At 59.5% G+C, this 26028-nt stretch carries 25 protein-coding genes; 8 read left to right on the top strand and 17 right to left on the bottom strand.

The window, feature by feature from the left end; genetic code table 11:
• Positions 1–19 precede the first annotated feature (19 nt).
• From RGV33_RS14320 to RGV33_RS14280, 9 genes are all read right to left on the bottom strand, one after another.
• Positions 20–967, bottom strand: coding sequence for a FecR family protein (locus tag RGV33_RS14320; protein ID WP_322144808.1), 948 nt, complete (start codon positions 965–967; stop codon positions 20–22).
• Positions 964–1461 carry a sigma-70 family RNA polymerase sigma factor gene (locus RGV33_RS14315; protein WP_322144807.1) on the bottom strand — a complete coding sequence of 166 codons (498 nt, stop codon included), beginning with the start codon at positions 1459–1461 and terminating at the stop codon, positions 964–966. The genes RGV33_RS14320 and RGV33_RS14315 overlap by 4 nt, the downstream gene beginning before the upstream one ends.
• 165 nt (positions 1462–1626) lie before the next feature.
• Entirely contained in the window at positions 1627–3159 is a 1533-nt protein-coding gene (locus RGV33_RS14310) for a sodium:solute symporter family protein (protein ID WP_322144806.1), read from the bottom strand.
• Entirely contained in the window at positions 3156–3410 is a 255-nt protein-coding gene (locus RGV33_RS14305) for a hypothetical protein (RefSeq protein WP_322144805.1), read from the bottom strand. The genes RGV33_RS14310 and RGV33_RS14305 overlap by 4 nt, the downstream gene beginning before the upstream one ends.
• Before the next feature lie 131 nt (positions 3411–3541).
• Entirely contained in the window at positions 3542–4477 is a 936-nt protein-coding gene (locus tag RGV33_RS14300) for a phosphotransferase (RefSeq protein ID WP_322144804.1), read from the bottom strand.
• Complete coding sequence (locus RGV33_RS14295; RefSeq protein WP_322144803.1) at positions 4474–5430, bottom strand: aminoglycoside phosphotransferase family protein; 957 nt, start codon at positions 5428–5430, stop codon at positions 4474–4476. Before RGV33_RS14295 ends, RGV33_RS14300 begins: the two co-directional genes overlap by 4 nt.
• Positions 5431–5438: 8 nt before the next feature.
• Complete coding sequence (locus RGV33_RS14290; RefSeq protein WP_322144802.1) at positions 5439–6719, bottom strand: Zn-dependent hydrolase; 1281 nt, start codon at positions 6717–6719, stop codon at positions 5439–5441.
• A complete protein-coding gene (locus RGV33_RS14285; RefSeq protein ID WP_322144801.1) occupies positions 6697–7455 on the bottom strand; it encodes a DeoR/GlpR family DNA-binding transcription regulator in 759 nt (252 codons plus the stop codon). Before RGV33_RS14285 ends, RGV33_RS14290 begins: the two co-directional genes overlap by 23 nt.
• Positions 7456–7673: 218 nt before the next feature.
• On the bottom strand, positions 7674–9104 hold the full coding sequence (locus tag RGV33_RS14280) for an amidase (protein WP_322144800.1): 1431 nt from the start codon (positions 9102–9104) through the stop codon (positions 7674–7676).
• Between the two features lie 340 nt (positions 9105–9444).
• Here RGV33_RS14280 and RGV33_RS14275 point away from each other — a divergent pair, with 340 nt between their 5' ends.
• From RGV33_RS14275 to RGV33_RS14265, 3 genes are all read left to right on the top strand, one after another.
• The gene (locus tag RGV33_RS14275; protein WP_322148674.1) at positions 9445–14079 is read left to right on the top strand and encodes an RHS repeat-associated core domain-containing protein; all 4635 of its coding nucleotides are present in this window, start codon (positions 9445–9447) and stop codon (positions 14077–14079) included.
• Positions 14076–14720, top strand: a complete 645-nt coding sequence (locus RGV33_RS14270; RefSeq protein ID WP_322144799.1) for a hypothetical protein — start codon at positions 14076–14078, stop codon at positions 14718–14720. The genes RGV33_RS14275 and RGV33_RS14270 overlap by 4 nt, the downstream gene beginning before the upstream one ends.
• A 565-nt stretch (positions 14721–15285) precedes the next feature.
• Positions 15286–15669, top strand: coding sequence for an Imm50 family immunity protein (locus RGV33_RS14265; protein ID WP_322144798.1), 384 nt, complete (start codon positions 15286–15288; stop codon positions 15667–15669).
• Here the strand turns inward: RGV33_RS14265 and RGV33_RS14260 are convergent.
• A complete protein-coding gene (locus tag RGV33_RS14260) occupies positions 15612–16049 on the bottom strand; it encodes a DUF3995 domain-containing protein (RefSeq protein ID WP_322144797.1) in 438 nt (145 codons plus the stop codon). The genes RGV33_RS14265 and RGV33_RS14260 overlap by 58 nt on opposite strands.
• 93 nt (positions 16050–16142) lie before the next feature.
• Here RGV33_RS14260 and RGV33_RS14255 point away from each other — a divergent pair, with 93 nt between their 5' ends.
• On the top strand, positions 16143–16532 hold the full coding sequence (locus RGV33_RS14255; protein ID WP_322144796.1) for a DUF2946 domain-containing protein: 390 nt from the start codon (positions 16143–16145) through the stop codon (positions 16530–16532).
• 95 nt (positions 16533–16627) lie between these two features.
• Positions 16628–18754: a TonB-dependent receptor gene (locus RGV33_RS14250; RefSeq protein WP_322144795.1), complete on the top strand. Its 2127-nt coding sequence runs from the start codon at positions 16628–16630 to the stop codon at positions 18752–18754.
• Between the two features lie 87 nt (positions 18755–18841).
• Here the strand turns inward: RGV33_RS14250 and RGV33_RS14245 are convergent, their stop codons facing one another.
• The 3 genes from RGV33_RS14245 to RGV33_RS14235 form a co-directional block, all read right to left on the bottom strand.
• Positions 18842–19858, bottom strand: coding sequence for an ABC transporter substrate-binding protein (locus tag RGV33_RS14245; RefSeq protein WP_322144794.1), 1017 nt, complete (start codon positions 19856–19858; stop codon positions 18842–18844).
• 121 nt (positions 19859–19979) lie between these two features.
• A complete protein-coding gene (locus RGV33_RS14240) occupies positions 19980–20177 on the bottom strand; it encodes a hypothetical protein (protein WP_322144793.1) in 198 nt (65 codons plus the stop codon).
• Entirely contained in the window at positions 20177–20626 is a 450-nt protein-coding gene (locus tag RGV33_RS14235; RefSeq protein WP_322144792.1) for a hypothetical protein, read from the bottom strand. Before RGV33_RS14235 ends, RGV33_RS14240 begins: the two co-directional genes overlap by 1 nt.
• 413 nt (positions 20627–21039) lie before the next feature.
• Between RGV33_RS14235 and RGV33_RS14230 the strand changes: the two genes are divergently transcribed.
• The 3 genes from RGV33_RS14230 (at position 21040) to RGV33_RS14220 (ending at position 21986) form a co-directional block, all read left to right on the top strand.
• Positions 21040–21294: a hypothetical protein gene (locus RGV33_RS14230; RefSeq protein WP_322144791.1), complete on the top strand. Its 255-nt coding sequence runs from the start codon at positions 21040–21042 to the stop codon at positions 21292–21294.
• Positions 21295–21435: 141 nt separating this feature from the next.
• On the top strand, positions 21436–21666 hold the full coding sequence (locus RGV33_RS14225) for a hypothetical protein (protein WP_322144790.1): 231 nt from the start codon (positions 21436–21438) through the stop codon (positions 21664–21666).
• Between the two features lie 83 nt (positions 21667–21749).
• Positions 21750–21986, top strand: a complete 237-nt coding sequence (locus tag RGV33_RS14220) for a DUF2789 domain-containing protein (RefSeq protein ID WP_322144789.1) — start codon at positions 21750–21752, stop codon at positions 21984–21986.
• A gap of 4 nt (positions 21987–21990) precedes the next feature.
• Here RGV33_RS14220 and RGV33_RS14215 read toward each other — a convergent pair whose 3' ends face one another.
• From RGV33_RS14215 to RGV33_RS14200, 4 genes are all read right to left on the bottom strand, one after another.
• Entirely contained in the window at positions 21991–22194 is a 204-nt protein-coding gene (locus tag RGV33_RS14215; RefSeq protein ID WP_322144788.1) for a hypothetical protein, read from the bottom strand.
• A gap of 121 nt (positions 22195–22315) precedes the next feature.
• Positions 22316–23530: a methyl-accepting chemotaxis protein gene (locus tag RGV33_RS14210; protein WP_416152121.1), complete on the bottom strand. Its 1215-nt coding sequence runs from the start codon at positions 23528–23530 to the stop codon at positions 22316–22318.
• 600 nt (positions 23531–24130) lie between these two features.
• Positions 24131–24535 (bottom strand): TraR/DksA family transcriptional regulator, encoded by a 405-nt coding sequence (locus tag RGV33_RS14205; protein ID WP_010173153.1) that lies wholly within the window; start codon positions 24533–24535, stop codon positions 24131–24133.
• 419 nt (positions 24536–24954) lie between these two features.
• Positions 24955–25992: an ABC transporter permease gene (locus tag RGV33_RS14200; protein ID WP_322144786.1), complete on the bottom strand. Its 1038-nt coding sequence runs from the start codon at positions 25990–25992 to the stop codon at positions 24955–24957.
• Positions 25993–26028: the final 36 nt, after the last annotated feature.

The following is a 26028-nucleotide window of genomic DNA, read 5'->3' as shown; positions in this document are numbered from 1 at the left end:
AGCGAACGTTGAAAAAGATTCAGCGCGGTTCGACCGTCACCCAGTACCCGGTAAGGCTGCTGACCTTGACCGGCAAGGATTCCTGCAACAGGTGCAGGCTGGCGTCGGTATCACGCAGGGAAAACGCTCCCGACACCGTGAGATTTGCCACCGAGTCGTGGCAGCGCAACACGCCAGCGCGATAACGCCCCAGTTCTTCCAGCAGATCCACCAGGCGCATGTGCTGGGCCAGCAGCATGCCGTTTTCCCAGGTCAGGGCGCTGACGTCCAGCGGCTCGACGGCCGCTACGCGGTCCACACTGAAGGCGCCCTGCTCGCCCGCCTTGACGATTACGCCCTGGCTGGCGTGCTGTGGCAACAGTTCCACCGCGCCTTCGGTCACGGCCACTCGGCTGCGCTGCTCGCCAACCCGCACGCTGAAACGTGTGCCCAAGGCCCGGGCGGTGCCGTGGCGGGTCTGGACACTAAACGGGCGATGGGCCGAATCCCTGGCGGTGGTGATCAACACTTCGCCCTTGAGCAGTTCGATGCGGCGCACCCGATCAGAGAACACGATATTCAACGAGCTGCCGGTGTTGATGAGCACGCGTGTGCCGTCGGGCAAGGTGAAGTTTTTTTGTTCACCGATGGCGGTGTGCTGGTCGGCCGCCCATTGCTGCCAGGGCAACTGTTGATACGCCAACCAGGCCGCCGGGCCTGCCGCCAGCAACAATCCGAGCGCCTGGCGTCGGCCGAGGGGCTTTTTGCGCCCGATGCGCTTTAAGGCATCGCCGGCAATCGCCGCCGGCACGCTGTTGAAGTCGCCAAGAATCGCCTGCGCCCGTTGCCAGGCCTGGGCATGCTGGGCGCTGCGTCCCTGCCACTGGGCAATCGCGCGGCGGTCGTCGTCGGTGGCGCTGCCAGACTGCAACTGCACCATCCAGTCGGCGGCTTCACCGAGGATCAGCGGATCAATCGACTGGCTCATGCCACGCTCAGGCAAGCCAGGAAAGCGTCGCGCATGTAGCGTTTGACCGAGATCAGCGACACGCCCAAGGCCTCGGCAATCTGCTGATAAGTCAGGCCGTCGATCTGCGACATCAGGAATGCCTGGCGGGTTTTTACCGGCAAGTCCCGCAGCATCGCTTCAATGCGGTACAGCGCTTCGAGGATCAGCCAGCGGGTTTCCGGCGACGGTACGTGTTGTTCCGGCAGGTACGCGATGGTTTCCAGGTAGGCGCGCTCCACCTCCTGGCGGCGCCAACTGTCGATCATCAATCCCTTGGCGATGTGGGTGAGCAAGGCGCGGGGCTCGGCGCCCAGGTTGCTGCTGGCCTGGCGACTCAGCAGGCGCATAAAAGTGTCGTGAGCCAGGTCGGCGGCATCGCTGGCGTTGCCCAGCTTGCGGGCCAGCCAGCGGTGCAACCATCCATGGTGTTCGCAGTACAGGTCCTGGATATGCAGATTGAGGGGAGACGACATGCCGATCACCGGGGCGCGCCGAGCGATGAGGCTCAAGCGTAATTAAGAATTGATCGCATTCTAGTCTGCCGAGGTTGTAACTGGCAATTTCGCATTGTTGGAGCGCTGCAGATTCCTGTGGGAGCGCTTGGCTGCTCCCACAGTTGATCTTCATAGGTATTGGGCTCAGTTCAAAACTGGCGTTGCTCCCACTGACACCTTGCGACCTGGTGCTGCCATCTCGAACAACTGTTCCACCCGAGCGCTTTCTTGCGCGCTCGGCTTGATCGCCAACGCACACACTACAAAAATCCCCGCGTTGACCACCAACCCAACAATCCCGCTGGTCAAAGACCCCAACCCGGGAATGTCATCCGGGTACATCGTCGTCAGCACGATGGCCACTACAATTCCCGCCAGCATCCCGGCTATCGCGCCCTCCTTATTCCCGCGGCGGCTGAAGATCCCGAAAAACAGCGGCACCGCCAACTGGATAATCCCCTGGTAGGAAATCTGCGCCAGCAACTGTAACCGGGCGTAATCAAAGGTCAGGTATGCCAGCACCGACGCGGCGACGATGAACACCACCATGCCCGACTTGGCCAGCAGTGTCAGTTGTCGATCCGTACGCGGGGTATTCCACGTGGCCAAATCATTGGCGAACTGCGTGCCGCAGACCTGCACACAACCGTCGACGTGGCCGATGCTTGCCGCCAGCACGATGACGATCGCCAGCGCCAGCATCCACGGCCCGCCGATATCGAACAGCGACAGGAACCAGCCTTGTTGCGGGTGCGCGATGACGTTCGGGTCCTGGCTGATGGCCGCGGCGAACAGCATCAGGATGCCGTAGAAGCCTCCCACCAACAGGATGGTGTACAGCGTGCCCTTCTTCACCGCCTTGACGCCGCTGGCGGTGTAGATGCGCTGAAAGCTCATGGGCCAGCACATCGAACCGATCACGCCGGTGAAGATCAGGCTGAACATGTACAACGGGCCGTAGCCGGTACCGCTGGCACCGGGAATCAGCAGCATTTTCGCCGGCAAGTGCGACAGGTTGGAGAACGACGCCTGGTCGCCGAACAGCAGGAACACACACAGCGCCGCGCACAACACATAGGCGATCAGGCCCTGGAACATGTCGGTCATGATCAGCCCGCGCATGCCCATGCTCACGGTCCAGTACTGACGCACCAGCACCACCCCCACGCCGGCGATCAGGCAGGTGGTGACGCCCCAACGGCCGAAACTGGCGAACTGGAACAGCATCGCCAACGCCTGGATGCCCATCACCACCCACGGGAATACCGAGATGATGCCAATGATCGAGGCCACCCGTTTGACCACCGGGCTATTGAAACGCATACCGAGCAGATCCGGCTGGGTGCGCAGGTTGAAACGCTGGCCCCAGGTCCAGGCGCGCCTTGCCATCAGGTACATCGCCGTCACGCCAAGGGTGGCGTAGACCATGCCGTAGAACCCCAGGGCGCCGCCGATGGTCAGGGCAAAAAACGCGGTAAAGGTCGAGCCCGGCCACCAGGAGTTGGTGTAACACATGGCGATGTACCACGGCCCGTAGGAGCGCCCGCCTACGGCGTAATCGGAGAAGGTCGTGCTTTCTCGGTTGGTGGCGTACAGCACGGCGATCATCCCGGCCAAAAACAGGCCGATGACGCCGAAGGTGATAAAGAGGTTGGCATCGCTGGTGGTGCTGATCATTGCGCTTCCCCCTCTTCGGGTATTTCACCGGCTTTCAGCTCGGCCACATACAACGCCCACAGGCCCAGGCCTGCGAGCACCGCAATGGCGATCCAGTAGAAGATCGGCAATGGAATGCCCAGTACCAACGCGGTACTGCCGCTCACGCTCAAATAGAACGGCGGGAACAGGGCGAGCATCAGCAACAGGAAAAAGTACACGCCGAAGAGTTGGCTCTTCAGGCGGCCAGGTGGTGCGCTATCGGATTTCATGAGTCGGGTGCTCCTTGAATTTCTGGATCGGTTTGTTATGTGATCAAACAAAAAATCAAGCAGTGAAACGTCAGCGCAAACCAGCGCCAAAGGCGGAACGTGTGTGTCGTCGTTATTGTTATGGCGCAGGCTCAAGCCTGTCTTAGCCAGGTTTCCCATTGCGAATCATTGATGATGCTGCGGGCGCGCATGTGCTTCCAGGTGCCGTATTTATAGAAGTCGAAATCCAGCTGCGACACCGCGTGCTGCACCATCGCCCAGGTCGACCATTTGATGTCCGCCAGGGCCTTGTGCAACTTGATGCGGGCGAGGTTCTGCGGGGTGACCTGGCCGAAGTAGTCCTCGATCAGGGCCAGCTCCATCTCGTCGGTGAAAAACATCTCGCCGAACCACAGCGCCAGTTCGTAATGCCGGTCGTTGTTGGAAGCGTATTCAAAGTCCACCAGGCGAATCTGCCGACGGTCGTTGAGCATGAAGTTACCCGCCAGGGTGTCGTTCATGCACGGTGCCAGGTCGATGCCGGAGGCTTGCAGCACACCCCGTGCGCGATCGCATTGGCGGCGTAACCAGGCGTCGTCGGCGGGTTTGCAGCCGTTGAGTTGCTCCACCTGGCGCTGGTGCTCGGCAATCATGTCGAACACGGTTTTGGTCTGTACCAATGGTGGCTGGTCGTTGAACGCCTTGAGGGCGTGCAGCGCGTTGTGGCGCACGTCGCGGTCGAGGAAATCGTGGTTGGACGAAGCACGCCAGCCTTCCATGAATTCGAAGACTTCCACGCCGAACTCTTCAAGGAAGGCAAACACCGGCGCGCCATAGCCGGTTTGCGCCGCCTTGAGGCTGGCGTCGTGGGCGGTGCGGCGGTCGATAAACATCTCGGTGCCAACGCCCGGTACCTTGAAGAAATACGCGGTGTCGATGCCGGCCACTTCCACCCGCCAGTTGGTGTTGGAAATCCCGCCGCTGACCGGCTCATAACGGATCCCGCTGCCACCCCAACTGGCGACACCGCGCACCGCTGCTTCCAGCTGACACTCTTGTGGCGTACACCCTTCACCTAACGCTTTCATGCCTGCCCCTCCTGTACCTGGCGTAGCCAACTTTCAAACCGTGGGTCGTGCAGACTCTGGCGGCAGCGCAACAGCGTCCACTGCCCGACTTTGGAGAACTCCAGCGGCCGCGCCGAGGTGGCGCCGACCCACAGGCCCCAGAGGGTCCAGTACCAATCGTTGATCAAGGCGTACAAGCGGCAGCGCGCGTAGTCGCTTTCGCGGCATTGCCCGGCCCAGGCATGGATGCCTGCGCGCCAGTCACTTTCGAACACGTACAGCTCGTTAAGGCTGATGGCCACGTCGTACCAGGGATCGCCGCTGCCGCCGTAGTCGAAGTCGATCAGTTGCAGGGCGCCGCCCGGGCCGATCATCACGTTGCTGGCCACGCCGTCGCCGTGCAGCGGCACCGAGTCGCTGGCGCTCAGTTGCAGGGAGGTCCAGGCCAGGTCAATGCAGGTGCTGACCCAGGCGTGATCAATGGGCAGGGCCACGCTATAACGCACGCATAGCTCGTGCAGGTGCTGGATGTCCTGGAGTGGTGAGCGGGTGAAGCCCGGTGAAGCGCCTCGGTGCAGTTGTTTCTTCAGTGCCCAGAGCGCTTGCAGGCGCTGGGGGTGCATCAGTTCGTCGAGGCGAGCCCAGCGCCACTCGCTGGCGGGCAAGGCGTCCAGCAGCAACACGCCGGCCGCTGCATCCAACAGGCGCACGCCGGGCGTTACGTCGCAATCCGCCGCCAGTTGGGTGGCGCGGGCGCTGCGCTCAATATCGATCAGCGCGCGCATGTCGTCATGCAGCACCTTGGCGTAGCACTGGCCCCACGGCGCGGTGACGGTAAAACCTGCCCATTCGGTGGCCAACCGCACCGGCGAGGCAATCCCGGCGGTGCCCTCTTCGACAACCACATGGGCGGACAAACCGGCGGCCTCCAGGGCGCCCAACAGCCGTGACTTTGCTTGCAAACGACTCGACATGGCAGACCTCAGCGGTAGGCGTTGGGGGTGGAACAGGCGCGGTGCAGCAACGCGGTCAGCATGTGCAAACCAATGCGCATGTCCTGCTCGTTAGTGAACTCCGCTTCGTTATGGGACACGCCGTTGCTGCTCGGGATAAACAGCAGGCACACCGGGTAATGCCGGCTCAGGCTGATGGCATCGTGGCCTGAGACAGTGACGCTGTTGCCGATGGGCAAGCCCAGTTGCTGGCCGACGCTGTAGGCCAGTTCGGCAAAACCGTGGTGCAGGTGAGTCGGCTCACGCAGGGCGCGGCTTTCGATGCTGTAGTCGGTCGACGTTGCGCTGGCGGTGGCCTTGAGGCTGGCGCTCAGGCGCTCACCGGCTGCGGCCAGCAATTGGGTGTCTGGCGAGCGGTATTCCACGTGCAGTGTCACGCTGGAGGGCACCACGTTGGGCGAGTTGGGGTAGATCTCCAGGCGCCCCACCGAGCTGTGCAGTTGCAAGCCGTGCAGCTCGGCCTCGGCACGCACGGCGGTGATCGCATGGGCGGCGGCCAGCAAGGCGTCCTTGCGCGCGGCCATGGGCGTGGGGCCGGTGTGGTTCTGTTCACCGATAAAACGAATCCGTTGTTTGAGGGCGGCCCAGGTCTCGCGCACCACACCGATGGCCAGCCCGTCGCGCTCAAGACCGTCGCCTTGTTCGACGTGGATTTCTACATAACCGGCGACATCCAGTTCGACCCGGCCCTCCCCCAGATAACCAATCTGTTGCAGCGCGTGCTTGAGGCTGATGCCGTCGCCATCGCAGCAGGCCCAGGCGTCTTGCAGCGCCAGGTCGCGAGTGAACACGCTGCTGCCGATCAGGCTGGGCTGGAAGCGCGCGCCTTCCTCGTTGGTCCAGTTCACCACCGCCAGGTTGCACGCCGGCACTTCGCCGCGTTCACGCAGTTGGCGGGCCAGGCTGGCCACCGCGACCGCGCCGGCCAGCACGCCGTAGACGCCGTCGAAACGCCCGGCGCTGGGCTGGCTGTCCAGATGCGATCCGCATAGCACGTAGGGCGCGTCTGGATTAAAGGTGATCAAGCCGAACATGTTACCCACCGCATCCACACGCACTTCAAAGCCGCGCTCGGTCAGCCAGGCGGCGAACAGGTCGCGCACGGCGCCGTCCTCGGCCGAGGCCGCCAGGCGATGCAGCCCACCGGCCGGGGTTGCGCCGATGGCTGACGTGTCACGAAACAGCGCCTCAAAGGTTGCAAGGTCCTGTTCACTGGGCGACAGCAACTCAGGGGTAAAGGATGTCGACATGGGCTTGCTCCAGGCGGGTCGCAAAATCGGCGGACGGCGCACGATTGGTGACCAGGGTCGTGATGGCGCTGAACGGCAGCGTGTTAATGAATGTGCGGTGGCCGAACTTGGCGTCGTCGGCCAGGATCACGCTGCGCAGGCTGTGTTTGGTCAGCGCCCGGCGCAGCAGCGCCTCGGGTTCCTGGTAGTCCATGAACCCCAGTTCCAGGTCGACAGCGCCGATGCCCATGAAGGCAATGTCGTAGTGGAACTGTCGGACGAATTCCAGGGTGTGGGCGCCAATCAGCGCGTTGTCGTTGCGGCGTACATCGCCGGGCACCACCAGCACCTGGTTGGCGCTTTGTTCGGTGATCAGGCGGGCGATGTCCAGGGAGTTGGTGATGATGCGCAACTGGCTGAACCCGGTCAGTTGCTGGGCCAGGGCCAGGGTCGAGGTACCGGTGTCGAGAAACAGCACCATGCCTTCGCTCACCAGCTTGGCCGCGCACGCCGCAATGCGCGTCTTGGCCTGGGGCTTGATGCGGCTGCGCACTTGCAACGGCTGCTCTTCGTTGAGCCGCGGCAAAATCGCGCCACCGTGGATGCGCCGCAACTTGCCGGCTTCTTCCAGGTACTTGAAGTCGCGGCGAATGGTTTCTTCGGAGACGAACAGCGCCTGCGCCAGGTCCGACGCCTTGACGCGCTGGTGTTGGATGAGCAGGAGCATGATTTCGTCGAGTCGTGGCTGGTTGAGCATAAAAGAAGTATTCCAGGGCAGGTTCAGGCGGCCGCGATTGCGCGCGCGAGGCCCACGGCGAGACGCGGCAAAAGCCGGTCCAGCGGGGAGCATCGTGCGTAATACGGCCATGGACAGGGTCACGGGTACCTCTCACTCATCAGGGTGTGAAAGGGCAGGACAACACAAAGCGTTTATTACGGGCGGGCTTCTGTTGAGCCCACTCCGGGTGCAATCAATCAGGGCGTCAGCATCGGGGGCAGGTGCTGATCCCAAGGGGCAATGGCTTCCACCGCTGCGCAGAATTGCAACACCTGAGCGTCGGCAAAACGCGGGCCGATCACCTGCAAGCCGATCGGCAAACCGCTTGGGCTGAAGCCACAGGGCAGGCTGGCGGCGGGGTTGCCGGTGATATTGAACGGATAGGTAAATGGCGTCCAGCGTGCCCACGGCACTGCGCCCTCCTCCCCTGGCCAACCTTGCGGGGCAACCTGGTCGGCGGCGAATGGCAAGATCGGCATCGTCGGCATCAGCAGCACGTCGTAGTCGTTAAACAGGGCGTGTACCTGATTGGCGAACAATGCGCGTTGCTGCACGGCCTTCAGGTAGGCCGCCAGATCGTAATCGGCGGAGCGCTTGATCAGTGCGGCGAAGCCTGGGTCCAGTTGGTCGAGACGGTCGGCCAGGGATTTGCCATAGGCGATCCCGCGCCCGCCGACCCACAGGGTTTCGAAGGTGGCCAGCGGGTCTTGCCAGTCCAGAGCCAGGGTGGTGACGGTGACCGACAGCTCATCCGCAAGGTAATGCACCGCCGCCTCGACGGTGGCGGCGATGACCGGGTCCACCGGGGTGTTGAACAAGGTTGGGCAATACGCCACACGCAACGGGCCCAATGGCAGGTCGCAACGCGCCAGGTAAGACTCGTTAGGCGCGGGCAAGGCCTGGTGGTCCAGCGGGTCGGGGCCGGACAGGATATCGAACAGCAGCGCACTGTCGCGCACGGTGCGGGTGATCGGGCCAGCGTGACTGAGCATTTCAGTGGCCGACCAGGGCCAGGTGGGGATGCGCCCCAAAGAGCCTTTAAGGGCGAATGCACCGCAGAACGCACCGGGAATCCGCACCGAACCGCCGCCGTCAGAACCCAGCGTGGCCGGGACCATGCGTGCCGCCACGGCGATGGCCGAGCCGGAGCTGGAGCCGCCGCTGGTGAGTTGAGGGTTCCACGGGTTGCGACCGTTGCCGAAGACTCGGGAGGTGCTCGCGCCGGTCCAGCCGAATTCGGTGGTGGCAGTCTTGCCGAGGATGATCGCACCGGCGTCTTTGAGGCGGCGAATGATCGGCGCGTCCTGGGTGGGAACGTTGTCCAGGCCGGTCAGCGAGCCACGGGTGGTGCGCAGGTTGGCGGTGGAGAACAGGTCTTTGATGCCGAAGGGGATGCCGTGGAGCGGGCCGCGAAATTGCTTGGCCTGTGCTTCTGCGGTCAGGATTTCAGCCTGCTCCAGCGCAGACTCGGCGTAGACGTCGCCAAAGGCATTCAGTGTGGAATTGTGGGTTTTGATGGATTCGAGGCTTTGCTCCACCAGTTGCACGGGGGAGAGAGTGCCCAGGCGGATATTTTCGGCCGCTTGGAGAACGCTGGGCATGTGAGCCAGTGAGGTATCAGTCTTCATTGAGCATCCAGGGACATCTGCGAAAGGGTCCAGCGGGTACGTCAATAGACGCCAAGGGAATGGCGGCTGTCAAGTTGGATTTGTTGTGTATGTGGGTTTTGTGGGATTTGTTTTTACAGGGGGGATTTGGCTTACGAAAAAGGGCCGGTTTAGTCGGGAGTATGGCGAAACGTCCTATCAGTAGCAGTGGATAGCGCTGACTTCTTTCTCTCACAAACCTCTGCAAAGTCCCTCGCCTGATCACACAGCGCGAGGGAACGCCGATGTTTTTTACGTTTAATGCCCTACCCAGTGGGGCCGCCTCTTGATTCCCGCCATTGGCTTTCTGGTCGTGGCGGCGATGGACCCGAAGACGCGCGACGTCGATGCGGTTCTCAACGACTTCACGCATTGCCTGAACAGCTACGACGCATGGGCCGAGAGCTTCTGGAGCTTTTCGGCACTGGACGTCGAGCAGGTGTTCAAGGTCGGCGACGAGGTTTCGCTGGTCGCACCCATCACCCGTTCCTTGTATCCCAGCAGCACCGTCGCGACCTGCAAGGCCAACGCGCCGTTAACCCTGGTGCATATGTTCCAGAGCACGCGGTTCGTGCCCATCGGCAATACACCGGTGATGCTCCAGGAAATCGCACCAGACGGTGGCCCGCTCGGCGCCCCCCTCCATAAAACCATCGGCCCCAGCGGCATGCTCGAAGTCACCGAGTGCACCGTCGACAAGCAGTACCGGGTCAGTTTTTATCCCAACGTTTCCCGGGACCATGTCAAGGCGCTGTACGCCTCCTATCAGTCCGAGATCAGCTCGCTGGAAGGCCGCTTGCGCGGCGAGTGGACGAGCACGTTCAAGCCGATATGGGAGAGCTATTCCAAGGCCGGCTTTGTCGATCGCTACACCTCGCTGCAACTGGCGTACGCGCAAGGGTTTGGCAACGTGCTTTACGGCCTCTGGGACGGTATTGCGCAGCTGTACCAGTGGTTGGCAGACATCAAGCCCAACAGCGAAAAGCTCCTGCAGTACCTCTCCCAGGCCGAGCTTGCGGCGCTGCTGAAGCTCAGTAATGAGGCGATTGCCAAAGGATTGTTGATTCTCAGCGACGAGCCGCTGCTGTTCGTCTACCTGTCCGCGATGGTCAGTTGGCTGCGCATGCTGCCGCCGCATTACATGTTTGAGTTGCTGGGGGAAATCACCACCGAAGTCTTGCTCAACCTGCTGTTGCTGTGGGCCACCGGCGGTATGGGTGTGGCCGTGCGCCTGGGTGCGCAGGTGCTGGGCAAGGTCAAGTCCGAGCGGGCGCGGCAGTGGTTGGAGCAGATTGCCAAGTTGGGCGGTACGGCTCGGATGGATGGGCATGCCGAGGTGCTTAAGCCGGTAGCGCTTCAGAGCCATGCAGTGCCGGTGAAAGCGGCGGCGGTGCCGTTGAAGGTGGGTCCAGATCAGGTTTCGAATCCGGCACCGATGGTGCGGGAGCCGAAGACAGCGCGTACGACGCTGGTGAAGCAGGAGCCTGTGGATGATGCGCCGGCTTCAGCGAAAAACCCTGGCGGTGATTCAGCGGCCAGTGCGGACAAGACCGCAACCAATGGCTGCCCGGTGTCGATGGTTACCGGTGAGGAACTGCTGACCCTCACGGACGGCTCGTTGGAGGGTGTGCTGCCATTTGCCTGGACGCGGTTGTATCGCTCCAGTGCGGTGGAAGTGGATTGCGGGCTGGGGTTTGGCTGGAGTCATTCGCTGGCGCAGCGGTTGGTGGTTAGCGGTGAATCGGTGGTGTGGACCGATCACGAGAACCGCAGCACCACCTTTCCCCTGCCCTCTGCTGCGCGGCCAGCCATCACCAATAGCCTGGCGGAGGCGGCGATTTATCTGGGCACTTTGCCGGATGAGTTGGTGCTGGCTCAGGCGTCCCTTTTCTACCATTTCCGCGACGGTGTACTGACGTCGATCAGTGACGCGTACGACAACCGGCTGCGCATTTCCCGCGATTATTCAGGGCGCATTCAGCGGATCGATAACGGCGTTGGTCATGGATTGATGCTGCGGTATGACCGCGGGCATATCGTTGCGGTCGACTATCAGGTGCAGCGGGAGCTCGCCTGGGCTACCGAACAGAACGTTGTTTCCTACAAGTATGACGACGCGTGGCGGTTGATTGAGGCGACCAACGCTGTCGGCGAAAGCGAGCGTTATCGGTACGACGATCAGCAGGTGATCCTGGAGCGGGAACTGGCCGGTGGGGCGAGTTTCTTTTGGGAGTGGGAACGGTCTGGCAAGGCGGCGCGATGCGTCCGGCACTGGGCCAGTTTCTCGCAGATGGACACGCGGTATGTGTGGGATGACAACAGCAGTGTCACCGTGCACAACGCCGATGGCAGCCAGGAAGTGTACGTGCACGACCAGCGCGCACGGCTGGTGCAACGGATTGATCCAGACGGCGCGCAGCACTTCAAATCTTACGATGAAAAAGGCCGGCTAACGGTCGAGCAGGATCCGCTGGGGGCGGTGACGGCGTATCAATACGACGAAGCCGGTCGGTTGATTGCGCTGTTTCCCTGTGACGATGCACCCACGTCCTACGAGCATGACAACGGTTTCGTACGGGTTGTACGCCGTGGTGACGCGGTGTGGAAATACCAGCGTAATGACCAGGGCGATATCACCCGCAAGACTGATCCGGACGGCAATTACACCGAATACACCTACACCAAACACGGAAAACTCTCCGGCGTCTGGTATCCGGACAACAGCAGCCAGCGGCTGACCTGGAACGAGCGTGGTCAGCTCACCGAGGAAAAACTGGCCAATGGCGGTGTGCGGCGTTATCGCTATGACGACCTGGGGCGGCAGGTTGCCTGCGAGGATGAGCATGGCGCACTGACCCAATACCAATGGGACGCTGTAGGTCGTTTGCTGAAGGTGATTCAGCCGGGCGGGGCCACTCGCGAATTCAACTACAACCCGTACGGAAAAATCACCGCCGAGCGCGATGAACTGGGTCGGGTTACGCGCTATGAGTACGCCGACGGTCTGCACCTGATCAGCCGGCGCATTAACCCCGACGGCACGCAGCTCAAATACCGTTACGACAATGTCCGGTTGCTACTGACCGAGATTGAAAACGAGGTTGGGGAAACCTATCGGCTCGACTATCACGCCAACGGCCTGATCCAGCAGGAAACCGGGTTTGATGGCCGCCGTACCGCCTACGTTTATGACCTCGCCGGGCACCTGCTGGAAAAGACCGAATACGGTGACGATGGCAGCCAGCTGGTTACCCGATATGAGCGCGATGTAGCCGGTCGCCTCGTAAGAAAAACCCTGCCCGACCGCAGCATGGTCGATTACACCTACGACCGCCTCGGAAACCTTCTCAGCGTCGACGACGGCCACTGGCCGCTGCATTACGAATACGACCTGCAAAACCGCCTCACCGCCGAACACCAAGGCTGGGGCACCCTGCGTTATGGCTACGACGAATGCGGCCAACTCGAAAAATTACGCCTTCCCGATAACAACCGCCTCACCTTCCATCACGACAAAGGCGGCGACCTCGCCACCGTCGAGCTGAATGGCAACCTGCTCACTTCGCACCTGTTCAAATCCGGTCGCGAACACCAGCGCCAGCAAGGCCAGCTCCTCAGCCACTATCACTACGACGACCAGGGCCGCCTGCACGCCCACGCCATCACCCAACAGGAACAACGCCACCAGCGCCGCCAGTACGACTACGACAAACGCGGCAACCTGACCCGCATCCTCGACACCCGTAAAGGCCAGCACGACTACCACTACGACCCGCTCGACCGCCTGACCCGCGCCAACCACTCGCACGACCGGCAGGAACGCTTCGTCCACGATCCAGCGGGCAACCTGCTGATGCAAGACCGCGTCGGGCCGAGCGTGATCAAAGGCAACCGCCTGTTGATGCAAGGCGACCGTCATTACGACTACGACGCCTTCGGCAACCTCCTACGGGAACGCCGGGGCCGTGCTCAACAACTGGTCACCGAGTACCGCTACGACTGCCAACACCGACTGATTGCTGTCATCCAGCCGGACGGTACCCACGCCAGCTACCGCTACGATCCCTTCGGGCGGCGAATCGCCAAAACCCTAAAAGGCCAGACCACCGAGTTCTTCTGGCAAGGCGACACCCTGATCGCCGAACACAGCGCCGATCACCACCAGAGCTACATTTACGAACCCAACAGTTTTCGCCCGTTAGCGCTGCTGAAAGGCTACGGCCCGGAAGCCGTAAAACCCTTCCACTACCAACTCGACCACCTTGGCACGCCACAAGAACTCACCGCACCCGACGGCGAAATCGTCTGGTCCGCGCATTACCGCGCCTATGGCCAAATCGCAAAGCTGGACGTCAACACCCTCACCAACCCGCTGCGCTTCCAGGGCCAATACTTCGACCCGGAAAGCGGGCTGCACTACAACCGCCATCGCTACTACAATCCGGACATTGGCCGCTACCTGACGCCCGACCCCGTGAAGCTGGCGGGCGGGCTGAACGGATACCAGTACGTGCCCAACCCTACGGAGTGGGTGGATCCGTTGGGATTGAATACCTGTCCGGGTGGGGATGGATGTAAGCCGACGCACCGTGCTGAAGATCCCACGAGCAAAGCCAAGGTAGACGAAGGGGACGTAGAGCCACCTAAAGGATCCGATACTAAGCACTCAAGAAATGGAGCGCTGAGAAGAGCTAAAGAGATTGGTGGTATTCCACGAAGCACACAGCCTATAGCGGTTGAAAGGGATAAGATCCGTGATCAAGATAGATACATATCGGGCAGGATATATGTTTTCAGCCTTAAAAAAGGTCATGTCACTAAGATTTATGAACACTCCCTAGGTCATGTAGAGGGCAATCACGGCCCACACTTCAACACAAAAAACACAGTTGGAGGAATAAAGGTACCTTTGAGGATTGGCGATGACTCACATACATATTTCAAGGGAAAGCCATGAAAACAGTATATATAAATGAAACGGGTGTAAAACCTTGGAACGAGATAGAACAGATAGATGATGCTCGATTTTCCACGTTGACCTTAATCGACCATGACTTTCGCTGCGTTTGGAATTCTTGGTGCAACGTGGCGGAATGCTTAGTAGAAGAATGGCCGATCAAGCGGGAATGGCGGTCGATAGGAGGGGCCGATTTTTGTTCCAAGACCGAGGAGTATCTACTAAAAAAGGAACTAGCTGGCCAAATAAAAAATGGAGACCTATTCGAAAAAAATGATAGCACCAATATATATTCCATAATAAAAAACATTCCAACCTGGCCCAGAGATATAGTAAATGCCACACTGGAAGGTTCAAACGAAACAATTTTGATCATGCAAAAGTCAGTCCCTTCAATAGAACAGCTTTGGACCGACATGACTATTTTCGAAAAAAAAGTGACTACCAAAAATATAAAAGCCTTCCTTGATAATCATCCACAAGCAGTGCTTTGCAGGTTTTTTGATTCAGAAACACATGCCGCCTCACAATTTATAAGCATGATTGATTTTCAAGAGAAATTAGTGAGCACAGTCAAAAAAAATGAAATCCGAGAAATCACCCAACAAGATGTCTACAGTTACATTCACTTCAAATCATAAACGAACACCTGAATCTCCATAATCGTAACAATACTGGCGCACAAATAAATCCTTGTATAAAAAAACAGCCACACCACCTTTTCTGGAAATCAAATCGACTGGAAGATCCTGCCGAATGCAACCGACCTGAGCTATATAGATAAATCCTTAGCATTAAGTGAGATTTCAGAAAAGCTGAATAGTCTTGGGGTTCAGAGGGTGATTTTCCTAGGCGATTCAGCTATTGAATATGCTTATTCAATAGCGATAGCCGAACTAAGGAGAGCGCTTGATATCTTTGCAGAACTCCCTCAGCACACCTACATTTTTCCTGAACAGCTACATTGGATCGCCTGCCTAGCATTTGAAGGCCACATAGATTACGCCGACCTGCCATACGATGAGGCTTGAAGTCGGCAGCTACTCATAGGGGGGGGGGTAAATGAATAATGCGATAGAGGTAATCAGATATACCTACCAAAATATCCAAATTTCAAATATATCAGCCAATTTTTTCCGAATCGAAAACAACAAAACGGCAAAATTCTCGAAGCGAAGGAACATTACTCTTTCAAGGAGAAAAAAAGTGAAATATTGGAATGAATTAGATGAAAGCATATTTTTCTGTAAGCTTTTTAGTCACCCAATCGAAATTGGCCGAATTTCTCTTTTTTCATTACAAATAGAGAACGATCAGCCCTCGCTAGGGCTGGGATTTGACATACCGGAATTCCCAGATAACTTACCAGAGAAATGGCAAAACAAAGGGTTCAACACGTGCAGACTCGGGCTTACCTGCTCGAACATTAGCGATCTGAAAATCACCAACATCCCAACCAAAGAAATTTTTTCCGCAACTATCGAACGTAGTTATACAGCGCAGCCCTCACTCTATTCCGGCAATCTCTCCCCTCAACTCCACGCCACCACCAACAACCCCGCCCCCAACACCAAACACAGCGGCGAGTAAAAAAATGTATCCAGCCGCGCAAACCGCGACCCACCGACCTTCTTGAAAAACCCCACCAGCTCCGAATCCCCAATCGCCCGGGCAAACATCACCAGTGCTACTGCACTAATCCCCCACTGCAAAGCATGATTGGACACCGGCTCGAAATACAGCCCGGCCCGCAAACACACCAGCACTGCAATCGCTACCAACCCCACACCCACCAGCAACGTCCCCAGCGCCGACGGCTTGAACGCCGGTCGCGGCCCGCTGGCGAATTCACCCGGCAGCTGCGGAATAGCCGCCATCACACCCAATTTGCCACCGGCCGCCCAGTACAAATGCACCAGGCTGATAAAACCAAACACCCCGACAATCCATCGCGCGACTAAAAAGCTCATGGCTGGATATCCTTGGAAAAGTCCGGAAGAGGATAGCCCTCTTGAGATTTTTTGCAGGCAATTCGTCGGCGGCTGATGCTAAAGTGCCGCCCCATGAAACTCGCCCGTACCGACCGCTCGCTCATTGCCTGGATGCTCTATTGCTGCGTCCTGTTCAATGTGTTCGCCTGCAGCATCGGCCACGGGCAGATGGTCGGGATGCAGCTCAACGGCATCGGCGGCCAGTTCTGTACGGTAGACCCGCGCACCCAGGCGCCGGCGCCTTACACGTCCACCGATGAATCCCTGCCCACGCTCTCGAAAGCCTTCGGTTGCCCGCTGTGCTCTACCGGTGGCATGGGCCCGCCGCTCAACTCCAGCCTCAACGTGGCCGTGCTGCCGCAACCCCATGCGCCGCCGCCGGCAATCGTTGCCAGCGCCGACATTCCTGCCCGTTTCACCTGGCCTGCGGCTAATCCGCGCGCCCCGCCCGCCTTCGCCTGATACCTGCGCTTTTTTGATTTGCACAAGTTGCCGGCTCCCTCAGGAGTACGGGCGGCTGTGCGTTGTTTTCAAGCCATGTTTTTCAGGATTCAACCATGAAACATATACCCCTTTTGGCGGGCCTGTTCGCCTGCCTGCCTGTCAGTACCTGGGCGATCGAGCTGGCACCAACCATCATTGATGGCGAGCAAACCGGTGATGCCGGCCTGGCCCTGGATCAGTCCAGTGGCATGGCCTCGCGCCTGGGGTTGAGCGTGCGGGAAACCCCGGCGTCCATCAGCATTGCCAACCGTAATGACATCGAGCGCCGAGGCGCCAAGACCTTCCAGGACGCGGCCAATACCCTGCCTGGAGTCAACGCCAGCGCGCCGCCGGGGTTCGGCGGTTTTATATCCTATCGGGGTTTTACCAGTAGCCAGATTACCCAAATGTTCAATGGCGTCGCGGTGTCCGGCGGCCTGGCGCGCCCGGTGGACGCGTGGATCTATGACCGGGTCGAATTGGTCGGCGGCCCCTCCTCCCTGATCAACGGCGCCGGTTCCGTTGGTGGTTCGCTGAACTACGTGACCAAGCTCGCCACCCGCGAGGAACAAGCCGCCGAAGGGCAACTGACGTATGGCAGCTACGACACCGCCGGGATGGCCTTCGGCCTGAACCATGCGCTGACCGAACCGGGTGCCGAGGTGCAGCATTACGCGCGCCTGGACGTGAGCCGCAATACCAACCATACGTACATCGACCGCCAGCAACGCGATGCCTGGAGCGTGGCATTTTCCCTGCTGAGTGATTTCACACCAAACCTGTCCCACACCCTGGCGCTGGAATACCAGGACGAGCACGAAGACAGCCCCTATTGGGGCACGCCAGTGCTCAACCCGAAGTCGGGCGAGCTGAAGATCGACAAGCACAACCGCTTCAACAACTACAACGTGGCCGACGGCCGTTATGAGCAACGCACGATCTGGATGCGCTCGATCATCGACTACCGGATCAATGACAGCACCACCCTGAAAAATACGCTCTATCACCTCGACAGCCAGCGCGACTATCGCAACCTGGAAACCTACCAGTACAACGCCGACAACAGTGCGGTAAATCGCTCGATGGCCTATCAGGTGCGCCATCAGGGAGAGCAGAACGGCAACCAGTTCGAACTGCGCCATGACGACACCGTCTTCGGGTTGAGCACGACCTGGTCAGGTGGCTTTGAGTACAAGGTCAACAGCACCACCAGCAACCCACTGAACGTACCGGGTAAAAACACGGTGGACCCGAACAACTACGGTCCGGGGCATTTCTATGACCTTCCGGGTACCAAACCCGGCTTCGATCCGGACAAGACCAACGCAGTCACCACCAAAGCGCTGTTCGTCGAAAACCGCCTGGGCCTGACCGACAAACTGTCGCTGCTCACGGGCCTGCGCTACGACGCGATCGACCTTGAGGTCACCAACCATCGGGACATCACCGCGAGCAATCCGCGGCACGTCAAGCGCAGTTGGGAGCCGGTGACCGGGCGTATTGGCCTGACCTATCAGTTCATCCCACAAGCCAATGTCTACGTGCAATACAGCACCGCCGCCGAACAGCCGAGCAGCACCACCCAGGTATTCGACGTGTCCACCGGCAAGCAATGGGAAGTGGGCAGCAAGTTTGATTACCTCGACGGTCGCGGTTCGGCCACCGTTGCCGCCTACCGGATCGAGCGCAAAGACTTCGCCGTGACCGACCCGTTGGACCCGACCAACAGCATCCCGGTGGGCGCGCAGTCATCCAAGGGTATCGAGTTGGCCAGTTCGTTGCGGGTCACGCCTAAGCTATTGCTGGAGGGCAACTACGCCTGGGTCGATGCCGAGTACGAGGACTTCAACGAGAAAATCGCCAGCGGTGCCGTGGTGTCGCGCAAGGGTAATACGCCGACCAATGTGCCCAGGCAGGTGGGTAATCTGTGGCTGACCTATGACTTTGCCGAAGACTGGCAAGGGGGTGTGGATGCGCGGTATGTGGCGTCGGTGTATGCCGATAACGCGAATACGCTGACGGTGCCGGCGTATACGCTGTTCGGTACGTTCCTGACCTACAAGGTGGATCAACACACCTCCGTGACGGGCCGGGTGCGCAACCTGACCAATGAGGTGTATGCCGAGTTTGCCCACGTGTCACCGGCATATTACCTCGGGTCGCCGAGGACGTTTGAGCTGGCAGTGCAGACCAGGTTCTGACACAAACCCTGTAGGAGCCCGGCTTGCCGGCGATGGCGTCTTCGAGGTTGCCATCGCCGGCAAGCCGGGCTCCTACGAGGGCCTCTTCTATTTCAGGCTGGTTTCTACCTTCTGCGCCACATCCTCGGTCAACCAGGCCTTCCAGATTTCAGGATGATCCTTAAGGAATGCCTGGGCGACTTCACGCGGCTGGCTGTGCTTTTCGCTCATTTCGGCCAGCGCCTTGTTCAGCGGTTCGATCGGAAGGTCGACCTTGGCAAAGAACTCGGCGATCTGCGGATGCTCTTTCTGGAACGGCGTAGACACACCAATGCTCAGTTTGGAGGCCAGGGATCGGGTGGGTTTCGGGTCAGGGTTGTCCGCATCCGTCAGCGTTTTCCAGGCTTGAGCATCAAACGGCGGCTCTTCCAACTGGATCAGTTTGTAGCGCCCCATCAGCGGCGTCGGTGACCAGTAATAGAACAACACCGGTTTACCCCGACGGATCGACGAGGCAATCTCGGCGTCCAACGCGGCACCCGAACCACTGCGGAAGTTCACGTAGCTGTCGTCAAGCCCATACGCCTTGAGTTTCTGTTTGTTGACCACTTCAGAGGTCCAGCCAATCGGGCTGTTGAGGAAGCGGCCCTTGGTCGGTGCTTCCGGGTCCTTGAACACGTCCTTGTAGCGCGCCAGGTCCTTCACGCTGCGCAGGTCCGGCGCCAGGGGCTTGATACCTCTGGCCGGGTCGCCCTTGACCACGTACTCAGGCACCCACCAGCCTTCGGTAGCGCCCTTGACGATGTCCCCAAGCCCCACCACTTTGCCTTCTGCCTCGGCCTTGACCCACACCGGACTGCGACCGGCCCACTCTTCGCCGATCACCTGGATGTCGTTCTTCGCCAGAGCGGTTTCCAGGGTGATGGTGGTGCCGGGCAAGGTGTCGGTGGGCAGGTCATAGCCCTTTTCGACAATTACCCGCAGCACCTCGGTGATCAGGCTGCCACTTTCCCAGTTCAGGTCTGCAAAATGAATCGGCGCCGGGGCAGCCGATACCGGCAGCGACGCCACCGACAGACTCAGGGTCGTCAGCGAGGCCGCCAACAGCGTTCGAATTCCTTTCATGCTTTGCACCTCATGCCTACAGCAATAGCGGACGGCTTTGCTGTAACACCGCGAAGCCTCTGAATACTTAAGTCAACTCAACTGTAGTAGAGGTTCCGGGGAACAGGGCATGTCGCCGGTTTTACGGCGGATTGTTCAGGCGCTGCAGCTCGCGGCGCACCATGCTGGCGAACTCGGCGGGCTTGAGTGCATACAACTGGCCGGCGACCCAGTTCAACCAGGCGCCCTGCAACTCGGGCTTGCGGGCAAACAGTTGAGCCGCCCTGGCTTGGGCATCGAGCAGGTGTTGCTCGTGGAACTGCGCCCTGCCCTGGCTCATTACTCGCTGGCCTTGAAGGTCACGAGTTCACCCTTGCGCCATTTGGCAGCCTTGCCGGTGACGGCCTTCAGGGTCTTGGTCAGGCCTTCTACCAATTGCTCATTGGCGGCGAACACCAACATCACGCTGTGGCCTTCCTTGAACACGATGCCCTGGCCTTCGGCCGAGGAAACAAAGGCGTATTCGCCCAGGCCATACACCGTCAACTTGATATCGCGAAACTTCAGCTCGAACTTGCCGCCTTCACGACTGGGCAACACCGCAGCGCGAAAATGGTCACCTACCTTGAGTTCCAGGCGCGGCTTATCGTCTACCACCAACGCCGCTTCGGTATCGATCTCGGCGATGTAGATCCCTTCGGGCGTCTGCTCGGTGATGTAGATGAAACGGGATTGAAACAGCTTGACCAACTTTGCGCGCAAATCACCCAGCACGAATAACGCGTGCATATCCAGATTACTGACTGCCAAGGAAACGCCCCCACATCAAAAGGGTGCTGTCCGCCCAAGCGGGCAGCACAAAAAACGGCCGAAACGGCACGATCACACAACAAATTCACTGAAAAAACTGAAGAAGATCACGCTGCCAGGCCATAAGACTAGTACAGGCCTGCCCGACGCACCTTAAACAGGTCGCCAGGCGTTGCAGGAAATCACAGGTTTAACGGCCAGAGAATACCGACCGCCCCACTTCAGATAATAACCCTTTAAAAAATGCATTTTTCCGACACCCAACACAGACGCTAATGTTTTGGATGGAACCAGGCGCCCGGTGCTGACGACAATACTAAAACAGCAACACGGGTCAAAACCACCCGGAAGACTGCAAACGGGTCCGCAAGATCGATCGACAGGAGCAGATTATGCAACGACCTCAACCGATTGCCATACCCTCCGGCACGGGTTCATCCTTTCTGGATGACGGCCGATTCTACTCCCTATACCCGCACGGCGGTTGCCTGCATTCGGCACTCTACCGAGTATTGCCCGCCGGAAGGAATTTCTTCCATATCCTTGAGGTGCCCAGCGGGCGGATCAAAGGTTTTCGCCGTGGCCATAATCAAGCCTGCGAACTGGCCAGGCAACTGGAAGCCAGCCTATACGCAACCCACGGCTAAACGTCGGCTGTCGTTTCGTCATCTGGCTGACTTTACCGCGCCGCCCGCGCCTAACAACTGCCATACTGGTCCGTCCATTGAGATTTGTCCCCTTGCGGTGCAGGTTTCATCAGCGCAACTACCTCCAAGGGAAGGCAATACGTGACGGAATTTGATATTGGCGAATTTTTCATCCATGGCGAGTGCAGGGAAATAGACGGCGAATTCCAGGCAGTGATTGTGATGCGGGCCAAGGCGCCCCTCACCACCGTGACGACCCACCAGGTAGAAAAGGACCGTTGGTTCAAAACCGCAGACGCTGCCAACACGGCTGCCAAGGATGCCGCAAAAGCCCTTAAGGCCGCCGTCGATTCGGGCGCGCTGACCTCTTGACCACCTGGCGCGAAAATCCGATCGAACTCTGACCCGTCACAACCCTCCCATGCATACGATGATCAGCCTGCATGGAGAACGATATGGATGCGCCGACGTACACCCTCGAAGACTTGTTTGAACAACTTGGCCTGGACTCCTCCCCGGAAGCGATTGACGCCTTTATTGGCGAACATCCCCTGGCCGATGGCGTAAAGCTGATCGATGCGGATTTCTGGTCACCGCAACAAGCGCAATTCCTTAAAGAGGAACTGCGGGTAGACGCAGTCTGGGCTATCGCGGTCGACGAATTGAACGAGCGCCTGCACCGGCCACGCTGAAGCTTCAATGCAGGCTGTCTGACTGCTCCAGGCGCAATGAGGCCTCCCAGGCAGCCCTGCACTCTTCGGCCTCGTCGCGACTGGCGAACGCCGTACCCCGCTGCTCGCCGTTTAGCAGCACCACCCAACAGGCTTTTTGGCCCAGCGCTCGCAAGGTCGCCGGTACACCACTGCCGATCATCACCGCGACATCGACTCTGCTTTGCATGGAACGCCTCCGGAGAATTAGTTAGCTGGCTAACAATATTCGCCATGCTACGGTTTTCCTCCAGTTGGAAAAAGCTATCCCCGGAATAGCTCCCTTGCATAACCTGTAACAATCCCCGTCGTCATTCGGGTTTGTAACCCAACCGCAAGCCGCCCCAATGCCTGCCATTGACCATGATGGGCACCGATAAATCGTGCATCAACTCGCCGGTATCGCGGGTATAGGTTTGCAACAACACCGTCTGCTGGTGGCTGCCGCAGCGGATGCCGGTGCGGTCTTCAAACTTGCGCTTGGTACGATTTTGTACTGCGTCCACCTGGGCATCGCCGGTCAAGGTTTTGGAAAACGCCTTGTTGTGGGTCGGTACGTAGCCCTGGGGCGTGCAGGCAATGGCGAATACCAAACCCTCATGCCGGGGCAGCAAGGCCTCCTGGATGGTTGGCAGCACCTGATCGGTGTAGCCGTCGAAACGTGTGTGGTACTTGCTCGGCCGGGTGTTGGGAATGGGCGTGTAACTGCGGTCGAACAGGTCATCAAGGCTGATACGGTTTTGCAGCACGTCGGCTTCAAACTGCGCGGCGATACGACCAGCCCCTTCGCGGGCCAGGTCATAAATGCGCTGGTGGTAGTCGTCCAGGCCTACTTCGGCGAGGCGCTCGCTGATGGTTTCTGCCTGGCCTTCCATTTGTACGGCGGCGTCTGCCAACTGCTGCGTTTGCTGGTCGCTGACGGTCAGATCACTGCGCATTTGCTCCACCGCATGGAACAGGCTGTCGAGTTGGGCACGGTTGGTGTCGGCGCCCTGGGCGATTTCACTGACCTGGCCTTCCACGTCCGCGGCCAGGGCGGCAATGCTGTCCAGTTGCTCACCAGCGTGCTCCACCTGTTCTACGCCGGATTGCAAATCTGCGGATAACTGCCGGATCTGCTCCACGACCTGGGCGGTACGCTGCTGGATATCCGCCACCATCACCCCGACTTCATCGGTGGCCGTGGCAGTTCGACCTGCCAGGCCACGCACTTCGTCGGCGACAACCGCAAAGCCGCGGCCATGCTCACCGGCCCGGGCCGCTTCAATTGCCGCGTTCAAGGCCAGCAGGTTGGTCTGGCTGGCAATCGACTGGATCACCAGCGTGACGCGTTGGATCTCTTCACTGCGCTGGCTCAAGGCTTCGATCAATTGGCGGCTGTCGTTGGCGCGCTGGCTGAGTTGATGCATGCGGGTGATGGACTGCGCCAGCACCTCACGCCCTTCGGTACTGCGCTGATGGGCCTGGCTCGCGGCGCCAAGGGCTTGGCGACTCAGTTGCGAGGTGACCTTCTCGGTACCAATCATCACTTCGGCGCTGCTGACAATCTGCTTGGCTGCGCCCAGTTGCGATTGCAGCCTGGCCGCCAGTTGCTTGACCGAATAGGCCACGCCGGCAGCAGACAATGCGTTATGGCTGGTGGTGTAGGACAGGTCGCGGGTCAAGTCGCCGATTGCGTCGCTGGCTTCGGACGCTGCAACGCTGGGAGTGCGATGTGTCAGGCGGGGTAGCCAGATCAGCAGCAGGGCCACCGGCAGGCACAGGTAAATCGAAAGTTGGGCGAACGCCATGCCCAGCAGCAACAGCACCAGGGCGGTGCTTTGCAGGAGCGGCGTCAACCAGCCGGGCGACTGTCGCGCCACCGCCGGTGGTGACACTGCTGCGCCCATCAGAGATCCGTCTCCAGCCATGTTCGTTACCCCACTGCTTGTCGTTATTGTGACTGCATTAAACGCCACTATGTAGCCATTATCCATGGGCCTTTAGTGGGGGGCTTGCAGCAGATCAATAAACGGGGGGAACGGGCCACGCTCTGTAGGAGCCAGGAGTGCCGGCGACGGCGGCTCCAGGCACGCAGCAAGCCTCAAGGGCTCATCGCCGGCAAGCCGGCTCCTACAAGGACGGCATCAGGCTTGACGCTGGTGCTTGTCGATTTGCTCGTGGCGCTCTTGCGCTTCGATGCAGTACTTGGTGGTCGGGCTGATCAGCAGGCGCTTGAGGCCGATAGGCTCGCCGCTGTCATCACACCAGCCGAAGGAGTCTTCCTTGATACGGCCCAGAGCCTGCTCAAGTTGCGGCAGCATGCGCTGGTCGCGGTCGATAGCGTTCACCAGCCAGGTGCGCTCTTCTTCGACAGAAGCGGCGTCAGCCGGGTCAGCCGGGGTGTCCAGGCTTTCGATGGCGATGCGGTTCTGCTCAATGCGCTCGTGGTGTTCCACTTTCATGTCTTGCAACAACTGCTCAAAAAAAGCGTGCTGCTCGGCATTCATGTAGTCATCCGCCGGCATGGCCAGCAACTTTTCCTTTGTCATTGATTTCTCTATAAAAAATACGTGCATCAAGGCGAATAAGGGAGCGTTCCGGAAGGCCTGTGCAGGTCTCGGAAAGGCGCCGTCCATTTCAAGCGCCACCCGGCACTCAATTTACGAGGGGCGGCAGTCTAAGGCCGACTTGAGGGCTCAGCAACTGAAATGACAGGCATTTTTTCCAAGATAACCCGCAAAGGCACCAGGACGGGCTCGGCGAACGGTCATCGGAGTGCGTTTATAGCAAGAAATTCAGTGTTGTGGAGCTATATAGAAGACAAACGGTTAAACGTTGATGGCAAAACGCTCATGTGGGAGCCGCGCTTGCCCGCGATGCAGTCGACTCGGTCTGTCAGCGAGACCAAGCTGATGCTATCGCAGGCAAGCCAGCTCCCACATTGATTGATGCAGCCTTCAGTACCGCTTCAGCGCTTGAGCTTGCGCTTGTTGCGATACTGGTCGATCACCACCGCTACCACGATGATCAGGCCCTTGATGATGTCCTGGATGTACGCATCCACGCCCACAAAGGTAAACCCGCTGGCCATCACCCCGAGAATCAACGCGCCGATCACGGTGCCGGTGATGCGCCCTACGCCGCCCGCCAGGCTGGTGCCGCCGATCACTGCGGCGGCAATCGCGTCCAGCTCGTATGACATGCCCATGCCCGCTTGCCCGGTGGCCGCCCGTGCCGAGGCCACCACGCCGGCCAGGCCTGCCAGCAAGCCGGCGATGCTGTAGACGATGATCAGGTGACGCTTGACGTTGATCCCCGAGGTACGCGCGGCCTGCATGTTGCCGCCGATGGCGTAGGTGTATTTGCCGTACTTGGTGTAGCGCAGCGCGATATGGAAGATCACCGCTACCACCAGGAAGATCACCACCGGCATCGCGCCATGGCCGATCGCCGTGTAGGAATCCGAGAGCATGCTCACCGGCTGGCCTTCGGTGTAGTAACGCGCCAGGCCGCGGGCCGAGACCATCATGCCGAGGGTGGCGATAAACGGAGGAATCCCGGTGACCGCAATAATACTGCCATTGATTGCCCCCGCCAGCAGCCCCACACCCAGGCCCATCGCCACGGGTATCCATACCGGCAGGTCAGTCAGGGACGGAAACACCGCACGGGAAAAGTCGGACGTCTGCGCCAGGCTGGCGGCGATCATTGCCGACAAGGCCAGCACCGAACCCGAGGACAAATCAATACCGGTGGTGATGATCACCTGGGTCACGCCTATCGCCAGCAGGCCGATGATCGACACTTGCAGGATCATCAGCACCAGGCGCTGGGAGTTCATCAAAAAGCTCTGGTCGCGTACGATCCAGCCGAACAACTCAAACACCAGGCCAATGCCGATCAGCACCAGCAGGATGCTCAGTTCGGTGGGGATGCGTCGACGGTGCTTGACCGGCGCGGTGACAGGCTTCTTTTCCTCGGGTTTGCTTTCCAGTATCGCGTTCATAACCACTCACCTTTTTTTATCGCGTCGCGCCGGCCA

The organism is Pseudomonas sp. Bout1, assembly GCF_034314165.1.
Taxonomy (GTDB): domain Bacteria; phylum Pseudomonadota; class Gammaproteobacteria; order Pseudomonadales; family Pseudomonadaceae; genus Aquipseudomonas.
The sequence above is the reverse complement of the archived record's forward strand: the minus strand, read 5'-3'. Positions and strand labels throughout refer to the sequence as shown.

Excerpts from the sequence above, each read along its gene's own strand:
- RGV33_RS14260 (WP_322144797.1), bottom strand. The coding sequence starts at position 16,049 with ATGAGCTTTTTAGTCGCGCGATGGATTGTCGGGGTGTTTGGTTTTATC.
- RGV33_RS14270 (WP_322144799.1), top strand. The coding sequence starts at position 14,076 with ATGAAAACAGTATATATAAATGAAACGGGTGTAAAACCTTGGAACGAG.
- RGV33_RS14280 (WP_322144800.1), bottom strand. The coding sequence starts at position 9,104 with ATGAAGACTGATACCTCACTGGCTCACATGCCCAGCGTTCTCCAAGCG.
- RGV33_RS14210 (WP_416152121.1), bottom strand. The coding sequence starts at position 23,530 with ATGATTGGTACCGAGAAGGTCACCTCGCAACTGAGTCGCCAAGCCCTT.
- RGV33_RS14320 (WP_322144808.1), bottom strand. The coding sequence starts at position 967 with ATGAGCCAGTCGATTGATCCGCTGATCCTCGGTGAAGCCGCCGACTGG.
- RGV33_RS14310 (WP_322144806.1), bottom strand. The coding sequence starts at position 3,159 with ATGATCAGCACCACCAGCGATGCCAACCTCTTTATCACCTTCGGCGTC.
- RGV33_RS14285 (WP_322144801.1), bottom strand. The coding sequence starts at position 7,455 with ATGCTCAACCAGCCACGACTCGACGAAATCATGCTCCTGCTCATCCAA.
- RGV33_RS14205 (WP_010173153.1), bottom strand. The coding sequence starts at position 24,535 with ATGACAAAGGAAAAGTTGCTGGCCATGCCGGCGGATGACTACATGAAT.
- RGV33_RS14245 (WP_322144794.1), bottom strand. The coding sequence starts at position 19,858 with ATGAAAGGAATTCGAACGCTGTTGGCGGCCTCGCTGACGACCCTGAGT.
- RGV33_RS14200 (WP_322144786.1), bottom strand. The coding sequence starts at position 25,992 with ATGAACGCGATACTGGAAAGCAAACCCGAGGAAAAGAAGCCTGTCACC.
- RGV33_RS14300 (WP_322144804.1), bottom strand. The coding sequence starts at position 4,477 with ATGAAAGCGTTAGGTGAAGGGTGTACGCCACAAGAGTGTCAGCTGGAA.
- RGV33_RS14275 (WP_322148674.1), top strand. The coding sequence starts at position 9,445 with ATGGACCCGAAGACGCGCGACGTCGATGCGGTTCTCAACGACTTCACG.
- RGV33_RS14240 (WP_322144793.1), bottom strand. The coding sequence starts at position 20,177 with ATGAGCCAGGGCAGGGCGCAGTTCCACGAGCAACACCTGCTCGATGCC.
- RGV33_RS14215 (WP_322144788.1), bottom strand. The coding sequence starts at position 22,194 with ATGCAAAGCAGAGTCGATGTCGCGGTGATGATCGGCAGTGGTGTACCG.
- RGV33_RS14305 (WP_322144805.1), bottom strand. The coding sequence starts at position 3,410 with ATGAAATCCGATAGCGCACCACCTGGCCGCCTGAAGAGCCAACTCTTC.
- RGV33_RS14230 (WP_322144791.1), top strand. The coding sequence starts at position 21,040 with ATGCAACGACCTCAACCGATTGCCATACCCTCCGGCACGGGTTCATCC.
- RGV33_RS14250 (WP_322144795.1), top strand. The coding sequence starts at position 16,628 with ATGAAACATATACCCCTTTTGGCGGGCCTGTTCGCCTGCCTGCCTGTC.
- RGV33_RS14255 (WP_322144796.1), top strand. The coding sequence starts at position 16,143 with ATGAAACTCGCCCGTACCGACCGCTCGCTCATTGCCTGGATGCTCTAT.
- RGV33_RS14315 (WP_322144807.1), bottom strand. The coding sequence starts at position 1,461 with ATGTCGTCTCCCCTCAATCTGCATATCCAGGACCTGTACTGCGAACAC.
- RGV33_RS14290 (WP_322144802.1), bottom strand. The coding sequence starts at position 6,719 with ATGTCGACATCCTTTACCCCTGAGTTGCTGTCGCCCAGTGAACAGGAC.
- RGV33_RS14295 (WP_322144803.1), bottom strand. The coding sequence starts at position 5,430 with ATGTCGAGTCGTTTGCAAGCAAAGTCACGGCTGTTGGGCGCCCTGGAG.
- RGV33_RS14220 (WP_322144789.1), top strand. The coding sequence starts at position 21,750 with ATGGATGCGCCGACGTACACCCTCGAAGACTTGTTTGAACAACTTGGC.
- RGV33_RS14235 (WP_322144792.1), bottom strand. The coding sequence starts at position 20,626 with ATGCACGCGTTATTCGTGCTGGGTGATTTGCGCGCAAAGTTGGTCAAG.